The 20,572-nt window shown below is 69.1% G+C and carries 21 protein-coding genes; 5 read left to right on the top strand and 16 right to left on the bottom strand.

Going from position 1 to position 20,572, the window contains the following annotated elements; genetic code table 11:
- Nucleotides 1-138: 138 nt before the first annotated feature.
- The 4 genes from NM961_RS11420 to NM961_RS11405 all read right to left on the bottom strand — a co-directional run bounded on the left by NM961_RS11420 (nt 139) and on the right by NM961_RS11405 (nt 2,525).
- Entirely contained in the window at nt 139-744 is a 606-nt protein-coding gene (locus NM961_RS11420; RefSeq protein ID WP_255914476.1) for a M15 family metallopeptidase, read from the bottom strand.
- 160 nt (nt 745-904) lie between these two features.
- Nucleotides 905-1,462 (bottom strand): PH domain-containing protein, encoded by a 558-nt coding sequence (locus NM961_RS11415; protein WP_255914474.1) that lies wholly within the window; start codon nt 1,460-1,462, stop codon nt 905-907.
- Nucleotides 1,459-1,653, bottom strand: coding sequence for a type II toxin-antitoxin system antitoxin (locus NM961_RS11410; RefSeq protein WP_255914472.1), 195 nt, complete (start codon nt 1,651-1,653; stop codon nt 1,459-1,461). The genes NM961_RS11415 and NM961_RS11410 overlap by 4 nt, the downstream gene beginning before the upstream one ends.
- 5 nt (nt 1,654-1,658) lie before the next feature.
- Nucleotides 1,659-2,525 (bottom strand): SPFH domain-containing protein, encoded by an 867-nt coding sequence (locus NM961_RS11405; protein ID WP_255914471.1) that lies wholly within the window; start codon nt 2,523-2,525, stop codon nt 1,659-1,661.
- Nucleotides 2,526-2,652: 127 nt separating this feature from the next.
- Here NM961_RS11405 and NM961_RS11400 point away from each other — a divergent pair, with 127 nt between their 5' ends.
- Nucleotides 2,653-3,771 (top strand): NAD(P)/FAD-dependent oxidoreductase, encoded by a 1,119-nt coding sequence (locus NM961_RS11400; RefSeq protein WP_255914469.1) that lies wholly within the window; start codon nt 2,653-2,655, stop codon nt 3,769-3,771.
- A 129-nt stretch (nt 3,772-3,900) separates the two neighbouring features.
- On the opposite strand, the gene NM961_RS11395 is transcribed toward NM961_RS11400, so the two are convergent.
- Nucleotides 3,901-4,806 carry a hypothetical protein gene (locus tag NM961_RS11395; protein WP_255914468.1) on the bottom strand — a complete coding sequence of 302 codons (906 nt, stop codon included), beginning with the start codon at nt 4,804-4,806 and terminating at the stop codon, nt 3,901-3,903.
- Nucleotides 4,806-6,236, bottom strand: coding sequence for a transglutaminase-like domain-containing protein (locus tag NM961_RS11390; protein ID WP_255914467.1), 1,431 nt, complete (start codon nt 6,234-6,236; stop codon nt 4,806-4,808). The genes NM961_RS11395 and NM961_RS11390 overlap by 1 nt, the downstream gene beginning before the upstream one ends.
- Before the next feature lie 157 nt (nt 6,237-6,393).
- On the opposite strand from NM961_RS11390, the gene purT reads away from it, so the two are divergent.
- The 3 genes from purT (at nt 6,394) to NM961_RS11375 (ending at nt 9,678) form a co-directional block, all read left to right on the top strand.
- Entirely contained in the window at nt 6,394-7,578 is a 1,185-nt protein-coding gene (gene purT, locus NM961_RS11385) for a formate-dependent phosphoribosylglycinamide formyltransferase (protein ID WP_255914465.1), read from the top strand.
- A 304-nt stretch (nt 7,579-7,882) separates the two neighbouring features.
- Nucleotides 7,883-9,397, top strand: coding sequence for an FMN-binding glutamate synthase family protein (locus NM961_RS11380; RefSeq protein ID WP_255914461.1), 1,515 nt, complete (start codon nt 7,883-7,885; stop codon nt 9,395-9,397).
- On the top strand, nt 9,394-9,678 hold the full coding sequence (locus NM961_RS11375; RefSeq protein ID WP_255914459.1) for a hypothetical protein: 285 nt from the start codon (nt 9,394-9,396) through the stop codon (nt 9,676-9,678). Before NM961_RS11380 ends, NM961_RS11375 begins: the two co-directional genes overlap by 4 nt.
- A gap of 618 nt (nt 9,679-10,296) precedes the next feature.
- Here the strand turns inward: NM961_RS11375 and NM961_RS11370 are convergent.
- From NM961_RS11370 to NM961_RS11340, 7 genes are all read right to left on the bottom strand, one after another.
- Nucleotides 10,297-10,587 carry a hypothetical protein gene (locus NM961_RS11370; RefSeq protein ID WP_255914457.1) on the bottom strand — a complete coding sequence of 97 codons (291 nt, stop codon included), beginning with the start codon at nt 10,585-10,587 and terminating at the stop codon, nt 10,297-10,299.
- A 435-nt stretch (nt 10,588-11,022) separates the two neighbouring features.
- Complete coding sequence (locus NM961_RS11365) at nt 11,023-11,898, bottom strand: arginyltransferase (protein ID WP_439334211.1); 876 nt, start codon at nt 11,896-11,898, stop codon at nt 11,023-11,025.
- Nucleotides 11,789-12,259: a DUF421 domain-containing protein gene (locus NM961_RS11360; RefSeq protein ID WP_255914456.1), complete on the bottom strand. Its 471-nt coding sequence runs from the start codon at nt 12,257-12,259 to the stop codon at nt 11,789-11,791. Before NM961_RS11360 ends, NM961_RS11365 begins: the two co-directional genes overlap by 110 nt.
- Before the next feature lie 162 nt (nt 12,260-12,421).
- Nucleotides 12,422-12,874, bottom strand: a complete 453-nt coding sequence (locus NM961_RS11355) for a hypothetical protein (RefSeq protein ID WP_255914455.1) — start codon at nt 12,872-12,874, stop codon at nt 12,422-12,424.
- Between the two features lie 45 nt (nt 12,875-12,919).
- The gene (gene tesB / locus NM961_RS11350) at nt 12,920-13,783 is read right to left on the bottom strand and encodes an acyl-CoA thioesterase II (RefSeq protein WP_255914453.1); all 864 of its coding nucleotides are present in this window, start codon (nt 13,781-13,783) and stop codon (nt 12,920-12,922) included.
- A gap of 61 nt (nt 13,784-13,844) precedes the next feature.
- Nucleotides 13,845-14,507 carry a DUF502 domain-containing protein gene (locus NM961_RS11345; RefSeq protein ID WP_255914451.1) on the bottom strand — a complete coding sequence of 221 codons (663 nt, stop codon included), beginning with the start codon at nt 14,505-14,507 and terminating at the stop codon, nt 13,845-13,847.
- The gene (locus NM961_RS11340) at nt 14,507-16,759 is read right to left on the bottom strand and encodes a bifunctional serine/threonine-protein kinase/formylglycine-generating enzyme family protein (RefSeq protein ID WP_305119132.1); all 2,253 of its coding nucleotides are present in this window, start codon (nt 16,757-16,759) and stop codon (nt 14,507-14,509) included. Before NM961_RS11340 ends, NM961_RS11345 begins: the two co-directional genes overlap by 1 nt.
- A gap of 134 nt (nt 16,760-16,893) precedes the next feature.
- Between NM961_RS11340 and NM961_RS11335 the strand changes: the two genes are divergently transcribed.
- Nucleotides 16,894-17,499, top strand: coding sequence for a P-loop nucleotide/nucleoside kinase family protein (locus NM961_RS11335; protein ID WP_255914449.1), 606 nt, complete (start codon nt 16,894-16,896; stop codon nt 17,497-17,499).
- 50 nt (nt 17,500-17,549) lie between these two features.
- Here NM961_RS11335 and NM961_RS11330 read toward each other — a convergent pair whose 3' ends face one another.
- The 3 genes from NM961_RS11330 to NM961_RS11320 all read right to left on the bottom strand — a co-directional run bounded on the left by NM961_RS11330 (nt 17,550) and on the right by NM961_RS11320 (nt 20,477).
- On the bottom strand, nt 17,550-18,008 hold the full coding sequence (locus NM961_RS11330; RefSeq protein WP_255914447.1) for a DUF4442 domain-containing protein: 459 nt from the start codon (nt 18,006-18,008) through the stop codon (nt 17,550-17,552).
- Nucleotides 18,009-18,024: 16 nt separating this feature from the next.
- Nucleotides 18,025-18,882, bottom strand: coding sequence for a thioredoxin (gene trxA / locus NM961_RS11325; RefSeq protein ID WP_439334206.1), 858 nt, complete (start codon nt 18,880-18,882; stop codon nt 18,025-18,027).
- A 293-nt stretch (nt 18,883-19,175) separates the two neighbouring features.
- The gene (locus NM961_RS11320) at nt 19,176-20,477 is read right to left on the bottom strand and encodes a metal-dependent hydrolase family protein (protein WP_255914443.1); all 1,302 of its coding nucleotides are present in this window, start codon (nt 20,475-20,477) and stop codon (nt 19,176-19,178) included.
- Between the last annotated feature and the right edge of the window lie 95 nt (nt 20,478-20,572).

Below are 20,572 nucleotides of genomic sequence, written 5' to 3'. Positions count from 1 at the left end.
AATTCGTGCGCAAGACCGATCCCGCGCGAGCCCGCGCTGTCCGTGGCGGGCAATGCCGTGCTGGCCGCTGCCGCAGTAGCGGCTACGAACAGATCCTGCGCCGCAGCCGCGAAACCGGCGTGGCGCGCCGCATCCGGCCTACGCGCGCGGCGCCGCGTGCCAGCACCAGTGCCAGGGCTCGTAGGCGATGCCGTGCGGATTGCCGCGCGGGAACGACAGCCGGAAGCCGTAGTCCGCCGCGTTGTGCTGCAGCCAGCGGAAAGCCGGCGAGTGTTCGAATTCCTCTTCCAGTGCAGCGAAGCCCGGCGTGGTCAGATCCAGCGCGCGGCCGGAATGGTGTTCGCTGTAGCCCGGCGCGGCGCTGACTTGGAGTATCTGCGCCATGGCTTGTCCGCGTGCCAGCTTGCGTTCGATCAGGCCGACCTGGTACTCGACCGAGCGGAAGGCCGAGACCAGCTGCAATTCCACCTGGCCCAGCGCGGCGGCGTGGCGCAGGCGCAGCCAGGCGCGCGCGGCGCGCGGTGCCAGCCACTGCGGGCGCTGGTGGATGTCGTAGCCGACGAAGGCGAGTTCGCGCGGTTCGCGCACCTGGGCGAGCCGGCGCTGGCGGCCGTAGTCGGCCGGGATGCCCAGTTCGCGTGCGCGCTGGCGCAGTTGCGCGCGCAGTGCCGTGTCGGCGCGGACGGGCGGTTGCAGGTCAGGCGGAGGCGTGGTCGGCGGTGCGGCGTTGCGGCGCGGGCTCATGCGGGGATGGTAGCGTGCCTGCGGTCGCGCGACCGGCCGCTGCCCTGGGGACCGCGGCGGCGAACCGGCCGCGGCAGGCGGGGATCTGCGCAACGGGAAAGGCGTTCGCGCCCGGCCAGCCGGTTTCCGGTTCCGCCGGCCGCGGTTTCCGCCGGCATGCTCAGGCCTGCCCGCGCAACTGTTCCAGCGCCGCCTGCGGCTGCTGCACTTCCAGCAGCAGGTCGTAGCCCTTGCGCGTGGGAATCCACAGCACGCGCGCGCCGCTGGTCATGCAGACGAAGCCGCGGCGGCCGTTGCCCAGCAGGAACCAGCCGCTGCGGAAGCCGGGCAGGCCCATGCCGAACAGTTTCAGGCGCGGGCGCAGCTCGCTGCGCTCGGCCAGATCGACCACGCGGGCCCGGGCCAGGTCCAGCTCCGCCAGGGCGATGCGCCGCCGGTGCAGCGCGCCGGTGATCTCCAGGACGCCGCCGGCCAGGTTGGCCGCCTGGCGATTGAGCAGGCGCGCCGTGATGAACCACACCGCCAGCATGATCGCCACGCTCAGCGCGAACGCCGCCAGCGGCATGCGGGCGCCCTGCTGCGGCGCGCGCGCCGTGACCATGCCCAGGGCGATGCCGGCGATCAGCAACGGCACGGCGAAGGCGAGCACGAACAGCCAGATCCGCGCCAGGCGCGGCGGCGGCACCAGGGCCAGGGCAGTGCCGGGACGCGGCTTCATGCGCCTTCCTCCTCGTCGGGTCTGGCCGCCGCGCGCGGCAGGCGGCCGTTCCTGCGCAGCGCCTCGCGCAGCACGTATTCGATCTGCGCGTTGAGCGAGCGCAGTTCGTCGTCGGCCCAGCTCTGCATCGCCGCGAGCACCGCCGCGTTGATGCGCAGCGGATAGGCCTTCTTGTCGCTTTTTTCGCTCACGGCGATCAGTGGTGCAGGGTGCCGGTGTTCACCACCGGCTGGGTGGAGCGTTCGCCGCAGAGCACGACCAGCAGGTTGGACACCATCGCCGCCTTGCGCTCCTCGTCCAACGCGACCACGCCGCGCAGGCTGAGCTGCTCCAGCGCCATCTCCACCATGCTGACCGCGCCTTCGACGATGCGTGCACGCGCCGCGATGATGGCGCCGGCCTGCTGCCGCTGCAGCATGGCCTGGGCGATTTCCTGCGCGTAGGCCAGATGGGTGATGCGCGCCTCGACCACGTCCACGCCGGCCTTGCCCAGGCGTTCCTGGATCTCGTCGCGCAGGTGCTGGTTCACTTCTTTGCCATGGCTGCGCAGGCTGGGCGCGCCGGAATCGTGCGAATCGTAGGGATAGCTGGTGGCCATCTGGCGCAGCGCGGCTTCGGACTGGATCTGCACGAAATTCTCGTAGTCCTCGACCTGGAACGTGGCCTCGGCCGTGTCCACCACCTGCCATACCACCACGGCGGCGATCTCGATGGGGTTGCCGTCGTTGTCGTTGACCTTCAGGCGCGAGGATTCAAAGTTGCGCACGCGCAGCGAGACCGTGCGCTTGGCATAGAACGGGTTGGTCCAGCGCAGGCCCTCGTCGCGGACGGTGCCGGCATAGCGGCCGAACAGCTGCATGACCTTGCCCTGGTTGGGCTGCACCTGGAAAAAGCCCTTGCTGAGGAAGCTGAGCAGGAAGAACAGGATCAGCCCGGCCGCCGGACCCGCTGCGTTACGCTCGGTCGCGCCGCCGATGAACAGGTAGCCGGCCAGCAGGTAACCGAGAATGAGCACGAGCAGGAAGGGAATTCCGGGCAGGGACCGGGCAGGGACTTCGTTCATGGCGGCGCTCCGTGGTTGAGGCTTGAATATATCAATCTGATATCAGATTGCCTAGGCGGTCCCGCCCGCGCTTGCCGCAACGCCGCGCTGGCGGATACTGCGCGCCCCCGGCCGTGGAGACAGACAGGTGCAGGCAATCGTCGAGGATTCGCTCTGGCGCGACGGGCGCGACCTGGATCTGCCGCCGCTATTGGGCGAGCGGCGCACCGAGGTCTGCGTGATCGGCCTGGGCGGCAGCGGCCTCAGTGCGATCGAGGTGCTGCGCGAGGCCGGCGTGGCCGTGATCGGCCTGGACGCGGGCCGCATCGCCGCCGCCGCGGCAGGGGCCAATGGCGGCTTCCTGCTGGCCGGCCTGGCCCAGTTCCACCACCACGCCGTCGCCCGCTTCGGCCGCGAGCGCGCGCTGGGCCTGTACGCGCTGACCCGGCGCGAGCTGGACCGCCAGTTCGCCGGCGGCGACCCCAGCTGCCGCCGCACCGGCTCGCTGCGCATCGCCGCCGATGCCGCCGAGGAAGCCGACTGCGCGCGCCAGATCGACGTCATGCAGGACGACGGGCTGCCTGCCCATCCCTATGTCGGTGCCGAAGGCCGCGGCGTGCTGATTCCCGACGACGGCGTATTCGATCCCGGTCTGCGCTGGGGCGCGCTGGCGCGGCGGCTGCAGGCGGGCGGGGCGGAACTCTACGGCGCCAGTCCGGTGCTGGCCTTGGAGCAGGGGCAGGTGCAGACGCCGCAGGGCCGCGTGCACGCGCAGCAGGTGCTGGTCGCCGTCGACGGTGGCCTGGAAACACTGCTGCCGCAGCTCGCCGGCCAGGTGCGTTCGGCGCGGCTGCAGATGCTGGCCACGGCGCCGGCGCCGCAGTGCACGCTGCCGCGGCCGGTGTACTACCGCGACGGCCACGACTACTGGCAGCAACTGGGCGACGGCCGCCTCGTGCTCGGCGGCGGCCGCGATATCGGCGGCGACGCGGAATGGCAGCTCCACGGCGTATCGGCGCCGGTGCAGGAACATCTGCACACGTTGCTTGATGGAAAACTGGGCGTCACGGCCGCGGTGACTCACCGCTGGTCGGCGCCGGTCGCCTTCACCCGCACGGGTTTGCCGTGCTTCGGCCGGCTGCAGCCGCAGCTCTGCGTGACCGGCGCCTACAACGGCACCGGCAATATCCTCGGCGCATTGTGCGGCCGCGCGCTGGCGCAGCAGCTGCTGGGCCAGGACAGCGAACTGGCGCGGCTGCTGGCCTGAGCGCGGCACCGGTGCACCGCGCGTTTCAGCCGGTGCGGTTGTCGGCCCGGGCGCGATGCCTCGCATGCCATGCGTTTCAGGCGGCGCGATTGCCGGCCCGAGTACATGGCCCCGTACGCACCGGACGTTTCAAGGCGGCGCAATGTCGATGCGCAACAGCGGCGCCGGCCAGCGTTCGCCGCTGAGATAGATCGCTGCGCCATCGTAGGAAACCGCGACCGCTTCGGCCTGCGCCAGCAGGCCGAACGGAAACACCTGCGGCTTGCGCGCCAGCGCCTGTTCCCAGGATTCCGCCGCCGCCCGCGTGTAGCGCCAGACCGAGGCATAGGTCAGCACCACCGCGCTGCGCCCGTCGCGGCTGATGGCAAAGCCGGTGGGGCGGCCCGGTTGCAGACGGCGCTGGAACGCCGCCGCCGGCACGGCTTCGCCGGAAACGGCCAGGTCGCCCAGGTGCTGCGCCACCTGTTCGGCGTCGCCGGCCGGCCGCAGCGGTAGCGACCACAGCTGCGGCGGATCGGTGCGCTTGGTCAGCAGCAGCACGCGCTTCGCTGCGGCGTCCACGGTCACGGCTTCGACATCGTGTGGCGCGTCGGCGTAGCGGAAGCGGATGCGCCAGGCCGGCGCAGCCTGCAGTTCCTGCGGCGCGGCGGCGGCGCGGAACGACGGTTCCTCGATCACGATCAGTTCGCTGGATTTGCGCACCGCGCCGTTGTCGCCGGTGTCGGCGATCAGCAGATAGGGCTTGCCGTCGAGCGTGAACGAGGACATGTCTTCCCAGTCCAGCGGCTTGATCCCGGCGATCAGCACGCGCGCCAGCAGCGCGCCCTTCGTATCCACGGCGAACACCTCGGCGCGGTTGCCCGAATCGTTGTGCAGCCACAGCCGCGCGCTGTCGCGCTGGGACACGGCCAGGCCGCTGACCTCGTCCAGGCGCGCATCGCGCAGCAGGCCGGCGATCTGCGGCACCACAGCGGCGCGTGCCGCCGCCGCGCCCAGCAGCGGCGCCAGCAGCACGGTGGCGGGAAACGGCCGCATCAGTTGGCCCGTGCGGCCTCGACCTTTTCCAGCGTCAGATTGCCCAGCGTGCCCACGCCGGCATAGAAGCGCCAGGGATCGCCGTCGCCCACGCCCAGCGTGATATGGCTGCTGTCGAAGCGGCCCAGTGCGGCGTCGTAGCTCTGCCAGCGGCCGTCGATCCAGGCCTGGGCCCAGGCATGCGGCACGAACACGCGCTCGGCGCCGCCGAATTGCTCGATATAGGCCAGGCCGGTGGCAACCCGGGTGGGAATGCCGCGGGCGCGGCCCAGTGCGGCCAGCAGCAGGGCGTGTTCGGTGCAGTCGCCCTGGCGCGTGCGCGCGGTCTCCAGTGCGGAAGCGTAGCCCACGTTCAGGCTTTTCTTGTCGATGTAGCCGAACACGAACTTCTCCAGCTCGCGCATGCGTTCGGCATCGCTCTTGCCTTCGCCGGGCGAGGCTTCGTTGGCCAGGCGCACGATCTCGCTGGCGCCGGACTGCAGCCAGTCGTTGGGCTGGGTGTCGGCCGGTGCGGGTTTCTCCGTGCCGTTGCTGCGTGCTTCGGGAATCACGGTCAGCAGCACGCTGTCGCCCTCGCGCTGCACGGTCTGTTCGTCGGTGGCCGGGATCTGCAGCGCGCGGCTGCGGTCGCGCGGGCTCAGGCGATAGCGCAGCGGCGCGGCGAAGGATTCGCGCTCCAGGCTGCGCGGTGCCTGCAGCAGGGCCTGCGAGAGACTGTCGCCGGACTGGTTGGGCGCCCTGGCGCAGGCTTCGTCGCAGGCCAGCACTTCGAGTTTGAGGCCCAGCTGCGACATCACTACTTTTTTCACATTGAGATCTTTGTCGATCCAGTCCGTGCTTTTGAGCGGCAGGCCGGGCAGGGCCAGCTCGTGTTCCACCCGCACCAGTTCGCGCCGGCCCTCGGGAAGATAGACGCGCTCAGGCGGCAGTATCGTGGTGCTCAGGGGAAAGGCATCGAGATTGAGCGCCTGGAAGGCGAGGCTCTCATAGCGCGTGCCGGGCTTGAGCCCGTGCCTGAGTGCATCCAGGCGCAGGCCCTCGCTGAACAGCGCGCCCGCGGGCCAGGCCAGGGTCTTGTTCTGGCTGATGCCGCCGACGCTGCTGGTGACCTCGATCCGGCCGCCGGCGACGCGGCCGACCGAGGTCGATTCCACGCCGGACATGCGCGAGCGCGTGCGGAAGCCCAGCGGCTCGCCGGCGGCGGTTTCCTCGTGGGTCTCGCTGACTTCCAGCGCGATGCTGATGCCGGCGCGCTCTATGCTCATGCTCATTTCCTGGGTCGTCGTCACCCTGTCCGGCGTGGCTTCGCGGCGGTTGTGCAGATGGCCGATCTTGCGGCCTTCCAGGGTCACGCTCATCCAGGTGTCTTGCACCGCGGCCTGGGCGGTGGTGGCGGCGAGCAGCAGGCAGGCGAGCAGGAAACGGCGCATGGGCGGGGGCGGTCCTCTACAGATGAGCGGCTATGGCGCCACAGGCGGGCTTGTGCGGCGGTGAAACGCCGCCGGCCGGGCGCGGGCCGCAGCATTGTGCCAAAGCCGGGCACCGAAGTTCCCCTTACAATTGCCGGCTTTGTTCAGGAGATTCCGTATGAAGCCCTTTGGCACACCGCATTCGCCCGGCGCGCTGCGCCTGTTGCTGCTGGGCTCGGGTGAGCTTGGCAAGGAAGTGGCGATCGAGGCCCAGCGCTATGCGGTCGAGGTGATCGCGGTGGACCGCTATGCCGACGCGCCGGCCATGCAGGTAGCGCATCGCAGCCACGTGATCAACATGCTCGATGCGGACGAACTGCGCCGCGTGATCGCGCTGGAACAGCCCGACCTGGTCGTGCCCGAGATCGAGGCCATACACACGCCGACCCTGGTCGAGCTGGAGCAGGCCGGCCTGCGCGTGATCCCGACCGCGCGCGCGGCCTGGCTGACCATGGACCGCGAAGGCATACGCCGCCTGGCCGCGGAAACCCTGCAGCTGCCGACGTCGCCGTACCGCTTCTGCGATACCGAGGCCGAATACCGCGCCGCCGTCGCCGCGCTGGGCCTGCCCTGCGTGATCAAGCCGGTAATGAGTTCCTCGGGCAAGGGACAGAGCGTGATCCGCAGCGAAGCGGATATCGCCGCGGCCTGGGACTACGCCCAGCGCGGCGGCCGCGCCGGCCAGGGCCGCGTCATCGTCGAGGGCTTCGTCGCCTTCGACTACGAGATCACCCTTCTCACGGTGCGCCACCGCGATGGCACCGCATTCTGCGCGCCCATAGGCCATCTGCAGATCGACGGCGACTACCGCGAATCCTGGCAGCCCCAGCCCATGTCCGCGGCGGCCCTGCGCCGCGCCGAGGACATCGCCCGTGCGGTGACGGAAAACCTCGGCGGCTGGGGCGTGTTCGGCGTGGAGCTGTTCGTGCGCGGCGACGAGGTGATCTTCTCTGAAGTGAGCCCGCGCCCGCACGACACCGGCCTGGTCACGCTGATCAGCCAGGAGCTGTCGCAGTTCGCCCTGCACGTGCGCGCTATCCTCGGCCTGCCGGTGCCGCAGATCCGCCAGCTTGGCCCTTCGGCCTCCTGCGCCGTGCTGGTCGAAGGCGAAGGCCGCGCGCCGCGCTATCACGGCGTGGCCGAGGCCCTGGCCGAACCCGACACCCAGCTGCGCCTGTTCGGCAAGCCCGCCGTCAGCGGGCGCCGGCGCATGGCGGTGACGCTGGCGCGCGCGCAAAGCATCGACGCGGCGCGGGCCAAGGCCTGTGCTGCGGCGGAAAAGATTTCCGTGCAGCTGGATTGATGCGGCGCCGGAACGCAGCGGATGAGCGCGGTCCATGCGGGGCCGCGCAGTCGTGGCGGTGGGTGGTCGCCGGATGTCCGCAGATCGACCCGCGATCGCCGGATTGAAAAAATGGGTGTCCGTTCTTCTTCCGCCGGATCTTCTGCGCAAGCGACGCGGCGTGGGCGCAGGAATTCGCTCATGCAACCGCCGCCGCTGTCGCCGGCGGCAAGCATCCGTTCCCGAGCAAGACGCAGGAATTGCCCGATGGCTATTTGCGGGGCATGACACTAGCATCGGCCCCTACTGCAAGGAGCCCGCATCTATGCAAGCGAATCTTGCCGGCTGGGTCATCGGCACCATAGAGCTGATGGCGGCGCTGTTTCTGTTCGTGGTCGGCTCGGTGGTGCTGGCGACGCTGGTGTTCTTCATCGTCGACCGCAACCAGACGCGCAGCGCCGTGCTGCGCAATTACCCGGTCATAGGCCGCTTCCGCTACTGGTTCGAACACCTCGGCGAGTTCTTCCGCCAGTACTTCTTTGCCATGGACCGCGAGGAACTGCCGTTCAACCGCGCCCAGCGCACCTGGGTCTACCGCGCGGCCAAGAACATCGACAACACCCGCGCCTTCGGCTCCACCCGCGACCTGCGTCCCGAAGGCACGGTGTTCTTCATCAACACCGCGTTTCCGACCCTGGACGAGGACGCCGTCGCGGCGCAGCCGCTGCTGATAGGTCCCTACGCGCGCGAACCGTATGCGCATGCGGCCTTCTTCAATATCTCGGCGATGAGCTTCGGTGCGATCTCCGCGCCGGCGGTGCGCGCACTCGCGCGCGGCGCGCAGAAGGCCGGCATCTGGCTGGATACCGGCGAAGGCGGCCTGTCGCCGTATCACCTGGAGGGCGGCTGCACCATCGTGTTCGAGATCGGCACGGCCAAGTACGGCGTGCGAACCGACAGCGGCGGCCTGGACGACGACAAGCTGCGCGCGATCGCGGCGCATCCGCAGGTGAAGATGTTCAACCTCAAGCTGGGCCAGGGCGCCAAGCCGGGCAAGGGCGGCGTGCTGCCCGGGGCCAAGGTCACGCCGGAGATCGCCGCGATCCGCGGCATTCCCGTGGGCACGGATTCGATCAGCCCGAACCGGCATCCGGAAGTGGACAGTGTGGGCGAGCTGCTGGACATGATCGGCCACATCCGTGACGTCACCGGCAAACCCACTGGCTTCAAGGCGCCGCTGGGCGACCTGGACTGGATTGCTGAACTTTGCCAGGAAGTACACCGCCGCGGCCTGCCCAGTGCGCCGGATTTCATCGTCGTCGATGGCTCCGAAGGCGGCACGGGGGCGGCGCCGCAGTCGCTGATGGACGGCGTCGGCCTGCCGCTGCGCGAAGCCTTGCCGCGGCTGGTCGATACCTTGACCCGGGCTGGCCTGCGTGAACGCATCCGTGTCGTCTGCTCGGGCAAGTGCATCACGCCCTACGAAGTGGCCTGGGCCCTGGCCATGGGCGCGGATTTCGTCAATTCGGCGCGCGGCTTCATGTTCGCGCTGGGCTGCATCCAGGCGCTGCAGTGCAACCGCAATACCTGTCCCACCGGCATTACCACGCACGATGCGCGCCTGCAGCGCGGCCTTGTGGTCAGCGACAAGGCCGAGCGCGTGGCCCACTACGCCAGCAACCTGATGTACGAAGTCGGCATCATCGCCCATGCCTGCGGCGTGCGCGAACCGCGCCAGCTGCGCCGCTGGCACGCGCGCGTGGTCGGCGACGATGGCCTGTCGCGCCGGCTGGACGAACTCTATCCCTACGCCGCCGATCCCACCGGAGCCCCGCCGTGAGCGAAACCTCGTACGCCGTTTTCTTTTTCCCGCAGGCGCTGGAAGCGCTGGGCGACCCGGTCAAGCCCTACCTCGTGGACGGCCCTGGCGGCGCACACATCGTCTGCGCCGAAGTCGATACCTCCGGCCCGCTGTTCGGCATGACCCTGACCGGCAAGAACGAACGCGGCCTGCCCAGCGAACTGGAAATCATGGTGCCCCACGCCATGATCCGGCTGGTGATGTCGGTACATAGCGACCATGGGATTGGGTTTGCGGTGGCGGATAGGAGTCAGGATTAGGGTTCGGGATTCGAGGTTCGGAGTTCGGCATTCTGGGTTCGGAGTTCGGGATCCGAGGTTCGGGTTTGAGGTTCGAGGTGTGAGGTGTGAGGTTTGAGGTTTGAGGTTTGAGGTTTGAGGTTTGAGGTTCGAGGCTTGTGATCGAAGTTGTAGATTGTGATTCGAGGTTTGGCGCTGCGGATCCGACGTTCCGGATCCGCCGGCATCGGAGACTCGAATCCTCGATTCCGGCCGGGAAAAGCCCTCTCCCCCAAGCGCGTTTGCGCGCTTGGGGGAGAGGGTCGGGTGAGGGGGCGGCGCGTCGGTCGCGAGGAGTTCCGGTTTTCGCCAGCGCTTCGCGTGTTGAAGATTTTGGCGAAAATCCAAAGGGTGGGGCGCGTTGGTCGTTGCCCCCCCTCACCCCAGCCCTCTCCCCCAAGCGGGCTTGGGGGAGAGGGAGCTTTCTGCTTTTTCTTGAAGAAATCCGGCAAATTTCACTTGCCAGAAACCTCGGATTCCGCCCCACGCTCCCTGCGAATCCCGAATCCCGAATCCCGAATCCCGAATCCCGAATCCCGAATCCCGAATCCCGAATCCCGAATCCCGAATCCCGAATCCCGAATCCCGAATCGCCGCTCCTCACATCGCCGCGCCGTCGATGCGGTCGGCCAGCACGATGATGCGGCTGTACTGCTGGGCGGTCAGTTCTATGCTGCCGTCGTCGTTGCAGGCGGCGACGATGCCGGAGACGGTCTGGCCGTTGAGGAACAGGGTCACGCCGCGGCGGTTGGTGTGGCTGGCTTCGAGCAGGGCTTTGAACGGGCCTTTGCAGTTCACGGCAGTGGTTTCCTTGGCAGGGGTGGTCTGGGCATTGGCGCTGGCGCCGGCGAGCAGCAGGGCGGCGCAGGCGGCGAGGGACTGTCGGTACATGGTGGTTTTTCCTGGTTGGAATCGAAGTGGTTGCGCAGGAAAACGCCGGCGGAGAAGGCAAGCGAACAAACCGCGGGGATGAGGCCGCGCTCAGGCCGTGCGCGAGCGGCGTGCTCTGCGCCGTCCGACAGCGTCGCAACGATGTCCGGCCATGGTGCGCCGGGGCGTATTCGGCGGGATCGGGAAAAAAAGCCCACCGCCTGCAGTCGCAACGATCTCCGGCCACGGCACACCGGGGCCTACGTTGCCTGTCGAGCTCGTTGACCTGGAATGATCCGCGGTCGCGGCAAAAACGACTGCCGCGCATCGAAAGAGGCTGGACGATGCCGCCGCGACGACAGCAGCTTCGATCCAGGTGCGATTGCCGTGACGGCGGCGCTCGTGGCGGTCTACGGCATCGTCGACCGTCGCCGATGCAATGCCGCCGACGCCGGTCTACGCGCCCGCAAACGCCACCCAGTTTCCCTGCAACAACACTTCCAGCGGCTGGAAGCGGCGCTTGTAGTCCATCTTGGGATGGCCGTCGATCCAGTAGCCCAGGTATACGTGCGGCAGTCCTTCGCGCGCGGCCCAGTCCAGCTGGGACAGCACGGCGAAGGTGCCCAGGCCGCGGGCGGTTTCGGCCGGGTCGTAGAAGGTGTAGACGGCGGAAAGGCCCTGGGCGCAGATGTCGATCACGGCCACGGCGAGCAGGCGGCCATTGCGGCGGATTTCGAGAAAGCGGGTGGGGCTCCACTCGGTGTACAGAAAGCGGCTGAAGTCTTCCTGCTGCGGCGAATCCATGCCGCCGCCCTTGTGCCGGCCGCCGAGGTAGCGCTGGTACAGCTCGAAATATTCCTCGCTGTAGCGCGCCGGCTGCAGGCGCAGTTCCAGATCGGCGTTGCGTGCGCGGCAGCGGCGCTGGCTGCGGTCGGGCGTGAAGGCGTCGACGACGACGCGGCAGGGCACGCAGGCGCGGCAGCCGCTGCAGTGCGGGTGGTAGACGTGGCCGCCGGCGCGGCGGAAGCCGCGGCTCAGGGCCAGGCCATAGACCGCATCCAGGTGCGGTGCGCTGGGGTCTATGACCAGGTTCTGCGCGATGCGGCCGGAAAAATAGCCGCAATCGTGGGGCAGGGTCTGGAACAGGCGGACCACATCGGATTTCATGCGCGATTCCCGGCGCCGGTCGGAGCTGATTCTACCCGGGTGCGGACGCCGCCCATCACGCCTTTTGCCGCGCCTGCACCGAAATGCCGCCGTTGGTCTCCAGCACGGCAAAGGCCACGTCGTCGGGATGGAAGATGCCCTGGCGGCGCAGCGCGGCGTTGAGATCGTCCAGCGACAGGTGATTGCGCCGCAGCACCTCGGTGTAGATGCGGCCGTCGTGGATCAGCACTTCGGGGCGGCCTTCGAGCAATACCTCGGCCTTGCGGCTGCGGCTGGCCAGCCAGCTCAGCGCGAAGTTCCAGGCCAGCAGCACCACGGCGACCAGCAGGCCGCCGGGCAGCGAGCTGTCGCTGCCGACCATGGCGTTCTGCACCGCGTTGGAGATGATCAGCAACAGCAGCAGGTCGAACGGAGTCAGCTGGCCGACCTGGCGCTTGCCGCTGAGGCGGAACAGCAGGAACAGCACCAGATAGACCACGCTGCCGCGCAGCAACAGCTCCCACCAGGGTTCGCCCAGCTGCCACATGGCTCAGGGAATCCCCGCACACGCCGGAATCCGGATTGGATTGCCGCAGTCCGCCTGCATCAAGCGCGCGGCCACAGGCTTTTGCAGCCTGCGTCCGGCGAGGCTGCGGAGCCGAGAGGAAGGGCACAGGAGCCGCGCCGTGGACACGGATTCAGGCCTTCCTCAATGCGTGGTGACCGGGACGACCTGGCGCTGCGGCTGTTGCGGCGGCACCTGTTCCCGGGAGACGGCGCAGCTGCGCAGCGACAGCAGCACCGCGGCGACGGCGACCAGGCTCAGCGCGACCATGCGCATGCGGCTGGCGACGGCGCGGTGGCGCGCGGTGCCGGTCAGCGGCTCGCGCGTGGCCGCGGCCAGTTCGTCGGCGTAGCGCACCGGCGGTTCTATGCCGGCTTCGCGCAGCAGTTCGCGCGCGCGGGTCTGGTCGTTGGCGTTGACCACCCAGACCTGGGGCCAGGTGCTGGCGTCGGGGCGGTTGGTATAGCTGAATTTCTTCCAGTCGCCGCCCTTGTAATTGCTGCGGTTGGTGATCGTGGTTTCTATGCTGTGCTCGTCCATCAGCGCGGTCACGCGGTCGATGTTTTCCTGGCGCAGCGAGGTGTAGATCTGTCTCATGGGGGCAGTGTAGCCGCGCGGTGGCGCGTAGCAGTAGCGGCGGGGTCAGCGGGTCAGGCGGATCAGGCCTTCCTGGGCGGTGCTGGCGACCAGCACGCCGTGGCGGTCGTAGATCAGGCCGCGGGCCAGGCCGCGGGCATTCTGCGCGGTGGGGCTGTCGCAGCTGTAGAGCAGCCAGTCGTCGACGCGGAAGGGGCGGTGGAACCACAGCGCGTGGTCCAGGCTGGCCATCTGCACCTTGGGCTGGAAATAGGAAATGCCGTGCGGGAAGGTGGCGGTGCCCACGAGGTGGAAGTCCGAGGCGTAGGCGAGCAGGGTGCGGTGCAGCTCCGGCGAATCCGGCACGGCGTCGGTGAGGCGGAACCAGACCTGCTGGTACGGCGGCCGCTTGGGCGGATTGAATTCGTCGCGCGGATAGACGTGGCGGAATTCGAACGGCCCCTTCATGCCCAGCCAGCGCTGCAGCTTGACCGGCACGTTCTCCAGCTGTTCCGGCGGAATCGGCGCGGGCGCGGCCAGGTCCTCGGGCTTGGGCACCTCGGGCATGGACAGCTGGTGTTCCACGCCTTCCTCCTCGATCTGGAAGCTGACCGAGCAGGTGAAGATGGGCTGGCCGTGCTGGATCGCCACCACCCGGCGCACCGAGAAGCTGCTGCCGTCGCGAGTGCGTTCCACCGAGTAGACAATGGGCGCGTCTATGTCGCCGGCGCGCAGGAAATAGGCATGCAGCGAGTGGGCGTTGCGCGGCTCGTCGACCGTCTTCTGCGCCGCCGACAGGGCCTGGCCCAGTACCTGGCCGCCGAACACGTACTTGGTGCCTATGTCGCGGCTCTGGCCGCGGAACAGGTTGTCTTCCAGGCGCTCCAGCGCCAGCAGGTCGATCAGTTCGGAGACTACGGCGTGGCTCATGGTCGGGCAGGCTGGGGTCGAAAAGAACGTGATTGTAGCCTGCGCCCAGGCAGTGGCGGGCTCAGCCCGGCGGCCCGGGCCGCGGCGTCAGCGCGGGGAACGCCGCATCCGGCGCTACCGCGCCCACCGACAGCACGAAGGCCATGGCCTGGTCCACGCTCCAGTCGGTGGCGATGAGCTGGTCCATCGGTACGATCTCCAGATAGCCGCCGGTCGGGTTAGGCGTGGTGGGCACGTAGACCGCGGCCAGCGGCGTGCCGTCGGCGGCTTCAAACACGCGCGTGACGAAGCCGATGGATTTCAGGCCCGGCGAAGGAAAGCCGATCAGCACCACGCGCTGAGTGCCGCTGGGCTTGCTCTGCAGCATGCCCATCAGCTTCTTGGTGCCGCCGTAGATCGACTGCACCAGCGGTATGCGTTCCATCAGCGCATCGAACGCGGCCAGCAGGCGCTGGCCCAGCACGCGGTTGGCGACCAGGCCGATCAGGTACAGCAGCAGCAAGGTGGCGACGAAGCCGATGCTGTTGATCAGCCAGGATTCCTGCAGCAGCGTGCGCAGGCCCGGGAACAGCGGCTCCAGTCCGGCGAACACCGCGGCGATCAGCGGCGAGCCGAATTCCGCCAGCAGCGAGGCGATGAAGCGGAACACCATGATGGTAATGAGCAGCGGCACCGCCGTGAGCACGCCGGTGATCAGATAGCGGCGCAGGTGCAGGCGCGGCATCAGTGGGCGGCCGCGGCGGCGCGGGCCGGCTCCAGTTCGCGCAGCAGGCGGAAGCCGACGGTGGTATAGCCGGTGTCGGTGCTGCCGGCGCCGCGGCGGCTGCTGGCGGTGTCGTCGGGGCCGTCGCGCCAGGAGGTGCCGCGGAATACGCGCTCGTCGCAGGCGCTGGATTGCAGCAGGCGTTCCAGCGAACCGGGCTTGTCGCAGCTCAGGGTCCATTCGCTGGCATTGCCGACCAGGTCGTAGATGCCCAGCGCGCTGGGCTTGTAGCGCGCCACCGGCGAGGTATGTGCGCGGCCGTCGCTGCATTTGTGCCGGCTGGCCAGGGTCCAGCGCGAACCCATGCTGGCATCGGCCACATTGCCCTGTTCGCACACGCCGCCGCGCTGCAGGCTGGCGGCGGCGTGCTGCCATTCGGTTTCGGTGGGCAGGCGGTAGGTCGCGCCGGTCTGGCTGCTGAGCCAGCGCGCATAGGCGTTCGCGTCCAGCCAGCTGACGCAGACCACGGGCTCGTCCTCGTCCTGGGCGAAATCCGGGTCGCGCCATTCCAGCTTCTTCAGCCGCGACAGCGGCCGCAGCGGCTCGCGGCAGCGCGAGGCCGGGCGATTGGTGGCGCGCACGAAGCGGGCGTATTCGGCCCGGGTCACTTCGGTGCGGCCGATCTCGAAGGCATGGTCCAGGCGGTGGCCGTCGACCTCGGCCGGCACCAGTACCAGAGCCGGCTCGGCCTCGCTGGATTTGGGCGTTTCCGCCTGGGCCAGGCCGCGCAGGGCTTCCTGCCAGGCGGTCAGCAGGTCGGCCTGGTCCTGCGCCAGCAGTTCCGCCGCCGGCTTGAGCGCGCCGACCTGCTCGGCCGAGGCGGCCTGCACCGCGGCCTGCAGGCGGTGTTCGAAGGCGCTGCGGCGGGCGGCGAGGAAATCGCTCCAGACCTTGCTGTCGCGCAGGGCGCCGCGGTCGGCCAGCATGCGCGCCTGCTCGTACTGCACGCGCAGGGCTTCGTCGTCGCGGGCGTTGAGCGCCTGGTCCAGGCCGTTGCCCAGGGCGGTCAGGACCCGGCCCAGGCCATCGCGGGCGGCGCTGTTGGCCGGTTCCAGCGCAAGTACGGTGAGATAGCTCTCCGCGGCGTTGTCGCCGGCCGGCGCGAGCAGGCGATTCTGCGCGAACTGCTGCGCGGCGGCGGCGAGGCGGCCGGCAATGGTTTCGACGGCGGATTCCGGCGAGGGCGGATCCGCCGCCGGCAGAGCCAGCTCGGCGGCGCCGGCGGCTGGCGTGGCAGTGACGAAACGGCCCGGCGCCTCGTCACCGCGCGGCCAGAACAGCATGGCCAGCAGCACCAGGGTGCCGGCGACGGCGGTGATGCCCACCCAGATGCTGGCCGGCAGTTCGGCCAGGCGCCGGCGCCAGGCCTGTACCGGGTTGCCGCGCTCGCGCTGGCTGAGTTCTTCCTCGACGTCGTCCAGGCCCTGCAGCAGTTCCTCGGCATCCTGGTAGCGCTGGGCCGGATCCTTGGCCAGGCAGCGGTCCATGAAACCTTGCCACTGGCGCCGCATCGGCGGCAGCCGCGGCACGGGCTGCTCCACATGGGCCAGCGCCACCGACAGTGCATCCGGGCCGTGGAAGGGCAGGTCGCCGGTCAGCAGCTCATAGGCCATCACGCCCAGGCTGTAAAGGTCGGAACGGCCGTCCAGGGCCTGGCCGCGGGCCTGCTCCGGGCTCATGTAGCCGGTGGAGCCCAGGGTGGCGCCTTCGCGCGTCACGCGCACGTCGGAATGACGCGCCAGGGCGATGCCGAAATCGGTCAGCAGCGGCCGGTCCAGCTTGTCGAACAGCACGTTCTCGGGCTTGACGTCGCGGTGGACGATGCCGTGCTGGTGGGCATAGCCCAGGGCCTGGGCCAGGCAGCGCAGGATTTCGGCGACGCGGCGCGGATCCTGGGTGTCGGCCCGGCCGGAAAGATCGCCGTTGGGCAGGTAGGGCAGGGTGTAGTACAGGTGTCCGCTGGAGGCCCGGCCCACGTCGTAGATACTGACGATGTGCGGGTGGTCCAGCCGCGCGATGGTGCGGGTTTCGTTCTCGAAGCGCTTGATCAGGTCTTCGCTGGGCGCGCGGTCGGCGCCCAGCACCTTGACCGCGACTTCGCGGTCCAGCGCGTTCTGGTGAGCCAGGTAGACCGTGGCCATGCCGCCCTGTCCCAGCGGGCGGATGATGCGGTAACCGGGGATTTCGAAAGGAATGCCCGGATTGGCGGTCATCGGCCTTGATGAGGGAAGTCGGAAGCGGCGGCCATTCTATCGGAAGCAATGTACAAGAATGGTTGCGTTGACGGCATATCGCAGGGCGTCCGCGCCGGTGGCAAGGCCGCCCGGGGCGTGGCAGGCTAGGGCGGATGAGCTTTTCGCCCACTCCGGTTCCCGAGAGCCGCTCCGCGCCCGCCCTGCCGCCGCCTGCGCGCCGTGGCAAGCCCGTGGTCGTGGCCCTGATCGGCCTGCCCGGCGCGGGCAAGAGCGTGGTCGCCCGCGCCCTGGCCGACCAGCTGGACTACCGCCGCATCGACCGCGACCTGATCCGCCACGCCATGTTCCCGCGCTGCAGCTACAGCTTCGTGGAAAAGCGCGCCTCCTTCCGCGCCTTGTTGCTGGCGCTGGAAGTGAACTGCATGCTGGGCGAATCCAGCGTGCTCGACGGCTGCACCTTCTCGCGCCGGGCCGACCTGGCCCGGGTCGACCAGGTGGTGCGCCAGCACGGCTATACCGCCGTACCCATCTTCCTGGACTGCCCCTCGCCGCTGGCACGCGAGCGCATCGCCCGCGACATGGCCGGGAACCGCCACCTGGCCCGCGACCGCACGCCGGACGTGGTCGGTGAGGTACTGGCGCGCATGGAACCGCCGCCGCCCGGCGCGCTGAGCATCGACGCGCGCCTGCCCGCGGCCGAGGTCTGCCGCCTGGCGGTGGATGCGGTGGCGCGGATCGCCGGCATAGAGCGGGACTGAGCCCTGCCGGCGCGGCCGCTGCGGCCCTGCCGCCGCGCCGCGCGCATCGTTCAGGCCGCGCCGTCGCGCCGCTTGCGCCGCACGTAGAGCTGCTTGCGCACGCGCGCGATCAGCTCGCCGCCGGCGGTCTTCACTTCGGTATCGAACCAGCGCAGGTATTTCTGGCCGCCGGCGGTGGCCGCGCGCAGTTCCTCCAGCACGGCTTCGTCGACCTGGAATTCCGCGTACACGTCCTCGCGCCCCGGGGCGACGAATTCGATGCTGCCGGCCTGGTCCCAGACCACGTAGTCGCGGCCCAGGCATTCCATCACCAGGATCATCCAGAACGGATCGGTCATGGCGAACAGGCTGCCGCCGAAATGCGTGCGCACGTAATTGCGGTTGTACCAGGCCAGCTTCAGCCGCACCCGCGCGCTGCGCCAGTCCGGCGCGACGTGCTGTACGCGGATGCCGCTGAACAGGAACGGCGGCCACAGGTTCATGAAACGGTGCAGGCGCGCCGGGGTCATGCGCAAGACGGCGGCCTCAGAACAGCACCGCGGCCATCTTGCGCCGGTAGGTGCTGACCAGGTCGGCGTCGTCTAGCACGTTGAAGGCGGCGATCAGGCGCTTCCTGGCCTGGCCGTCCTGCCAGTCGCGCTGGGTCTTGAGGATGTGCAGGAACTGGTCCAGGCCGGCGGCGGCGTCGCCGGCCAGCAACAGGCGCACGCCGAGCAGGTCGCGCGCGGCGAAGTCGGCCGGCTCCTGCTCCACCCGCGCGCGCAGCTCGGCCAGAGCCGGCGCGCCTTCCAGGGCGCGGGCGAAATCCAGCTGGCCGCGCAGGCGCACGGCCTTGGCGTCGCTGGCGAACTTGGCCGGCAGGCTGTCCAGCTCGGCCTCGGCCGCGGCGGCGTTGCCGGCCTGCATCAGGGCCAGGGCCAGGTCCAGCTTGAGTTCGGGCTTGTCCGGCTGGGCGGCGATTTCCTGCTGCAGGCGGTTGACCGCCTCGGCCGGAGATTCATCGGTGTCGATGCGTTCGACGTCGGGCTCGGCCTCGCCCGGAACGATGCCGTGCTTGGCCAGGAATTCGCGGACATGGCCTTCGGGAACGACGCCCATGAAGCCGTCGACCATCTGGCCTTCCTTGAGCAGCACCACGGTCGGCAGCGAACGGATGCCGAAGATCGAGGCCAGCTGCATCTCGGCATCGGTATCGACCTTGGCCAGGCGGAAGGCGCCGCCGTACTCGTCGGCCAGCTTTTCCAGCACCGGCTTGAGCTGCTTGCAGGGGCCGCACCACTCGGCCCAGAAATCCACCAGCACCGGGGTCTGCAGCGAGGCCTGGATCACCTCGCGCTCAAAGTTGGTCTGGGTTGCGTCGAATACGTGGCTGGACTCGGCCATGAGGGGCTCCTTGAAAGGTCGTCGCGATGTAGGTTCGCGAGGGTACCTGTTCAAGGCGGGGATTCGGGATCTGCGCCGCGCGGCAACACCGACTCCCTTTCCCCAGGCTTGCCTGGGAGAGGGTTGGGGAGAGGGGGGAGGCGCCAAATCCCGGCGCAGCGTCTGAATTTCGCTCCAGTGTCAAACAAGCGATCTTCTGCCGGAAACTCCGGCCATCTCGCACCCTGATGCGTTGCCCCCTCACCCAACCCGCTCCCCAAGCGCGTAAACGCGCTTGGGGAGAAGGCCTTTGTTTACGGCTGGCGATAGACCACGCCATCCTTCATCACGAAGCTCACCCGCTTCATCACGCTGATGTCCTCGACCGGGTTGCCCGGCACCGCGACCAGGTCGGCCAGCTTGCCGGCTTCCAGGGTGCCCAGGTCGGCGCTCTGGCCCAGCAGCTCGGCGGCGTGGGTGGTGGCGGACTGGAGGGCAAACATGGGCGGCATGCCGGCGTCGACCATCAGCTCGAACTCGCGCGCGTTCTGACCGTGCGGGAATACGCCGGCATCGGTGCCGAAGGCGATCTTGACCCCGGCCTTGTAGGCCGCGCCGGCCGTGCCCTTGATCTTGGGACCTATGGCCAGGGCCTTGGGCCGCACGATTTCCGGGTAGTAGCCGGGTTCGGCCGCCTTCTCGGTGACGAAGGCGCCGGCGATGATGGTCGGCACGTACCAGGTGCCGTGCTTTTTCATCAGCGGGAACAGCTCGGCATCCATGTGGGTGCCGTGCTCGATCGAGGTGACGCCGCCGACGATGGCGCGGCGCATGCCTTCCTTGCCGTGGGCGTGGGCGGCGACGGTATAGCCGTAGTCCTTGGCGGTGGCGACGATGGCCTGGATCTCCTCCACCGTGAACTGCGGGTTGTCGCTGCTCTTGGCGTAGGAGAGGACGCCGCCGGTGGCGGTTATCTTGATCAGGTCGGCGCCGTCCTTGTAATGCTGGCGCACCGCCTTGCGCGCGTCATCGACATTGTTGACGACGCCGTCCTCGGGGCCGGGATCGGGCAGCAGGCCGCGACGGGCGCCGTTGGTCGGGTCCGCATGGCCGCCGGTGCTGGCGATGGACTTGCCGGCGCTGAACATGCGCGGGCCCTTGAGCATGCCCTGGTTGATCGCGTTGCGCAGCGAGATGGACACGCCGCTGCCGCGCTCGCCCAGGTCGCGCACCGTGGTGAAGCCGGCGAGCAGGGTGCGCTCGGCGAACACGCTGCCCTTGAAGGCGATGTCGGCATCGTTGTTGCGGAACCCTTCGGAATACGAGTCGCGGCTGGTTTCCGAGGTCAGGTGGGTGTGCATGTCCATCAGGCCGGGCAGGCAGGTGCTGCCGGCGGGCAGGGCGATGACCCGGGCGCCCTCCGGCGCGGCCTGGCCGGGGCGGACCTCGCGGATGCGGTTGCCTTCGATCACCACCGTGCTGGCGCCGGCCAGCTTGCCGGCAGCGGTGTCGACCAGGGCCGGGCACTGCACCGCCAGGACTTCCGCCAGGGCCGGCGCGGGCAGGGCGGCGGCGATGGCCAGCCCGAGGAGAGCGTACGGAACCGAAAACCTCATGCTTCACCCCAGAATGCACATGAAAGTCCCGATCATAGCCAGCGGTGCCGGTCTAGCCTGTGTCTTTAGGCAGGGGTAGGGCGGGGCCAGGCTTG

The sequence above is a fragment of the Tahibacter harae genome, from assembly GCF_024437735.1.
Lineage (GTDB): Bacteria > Pseudomonadota > Gammaproteobacteria > Xanthomonadales > Rhodanobacteraceae > Tahibacter > Tahibacter harae.
Note: the sequence above shows the minus strand (reverse complement) of the source record. Positions and strands in the feature narration are given on the sequence as shown.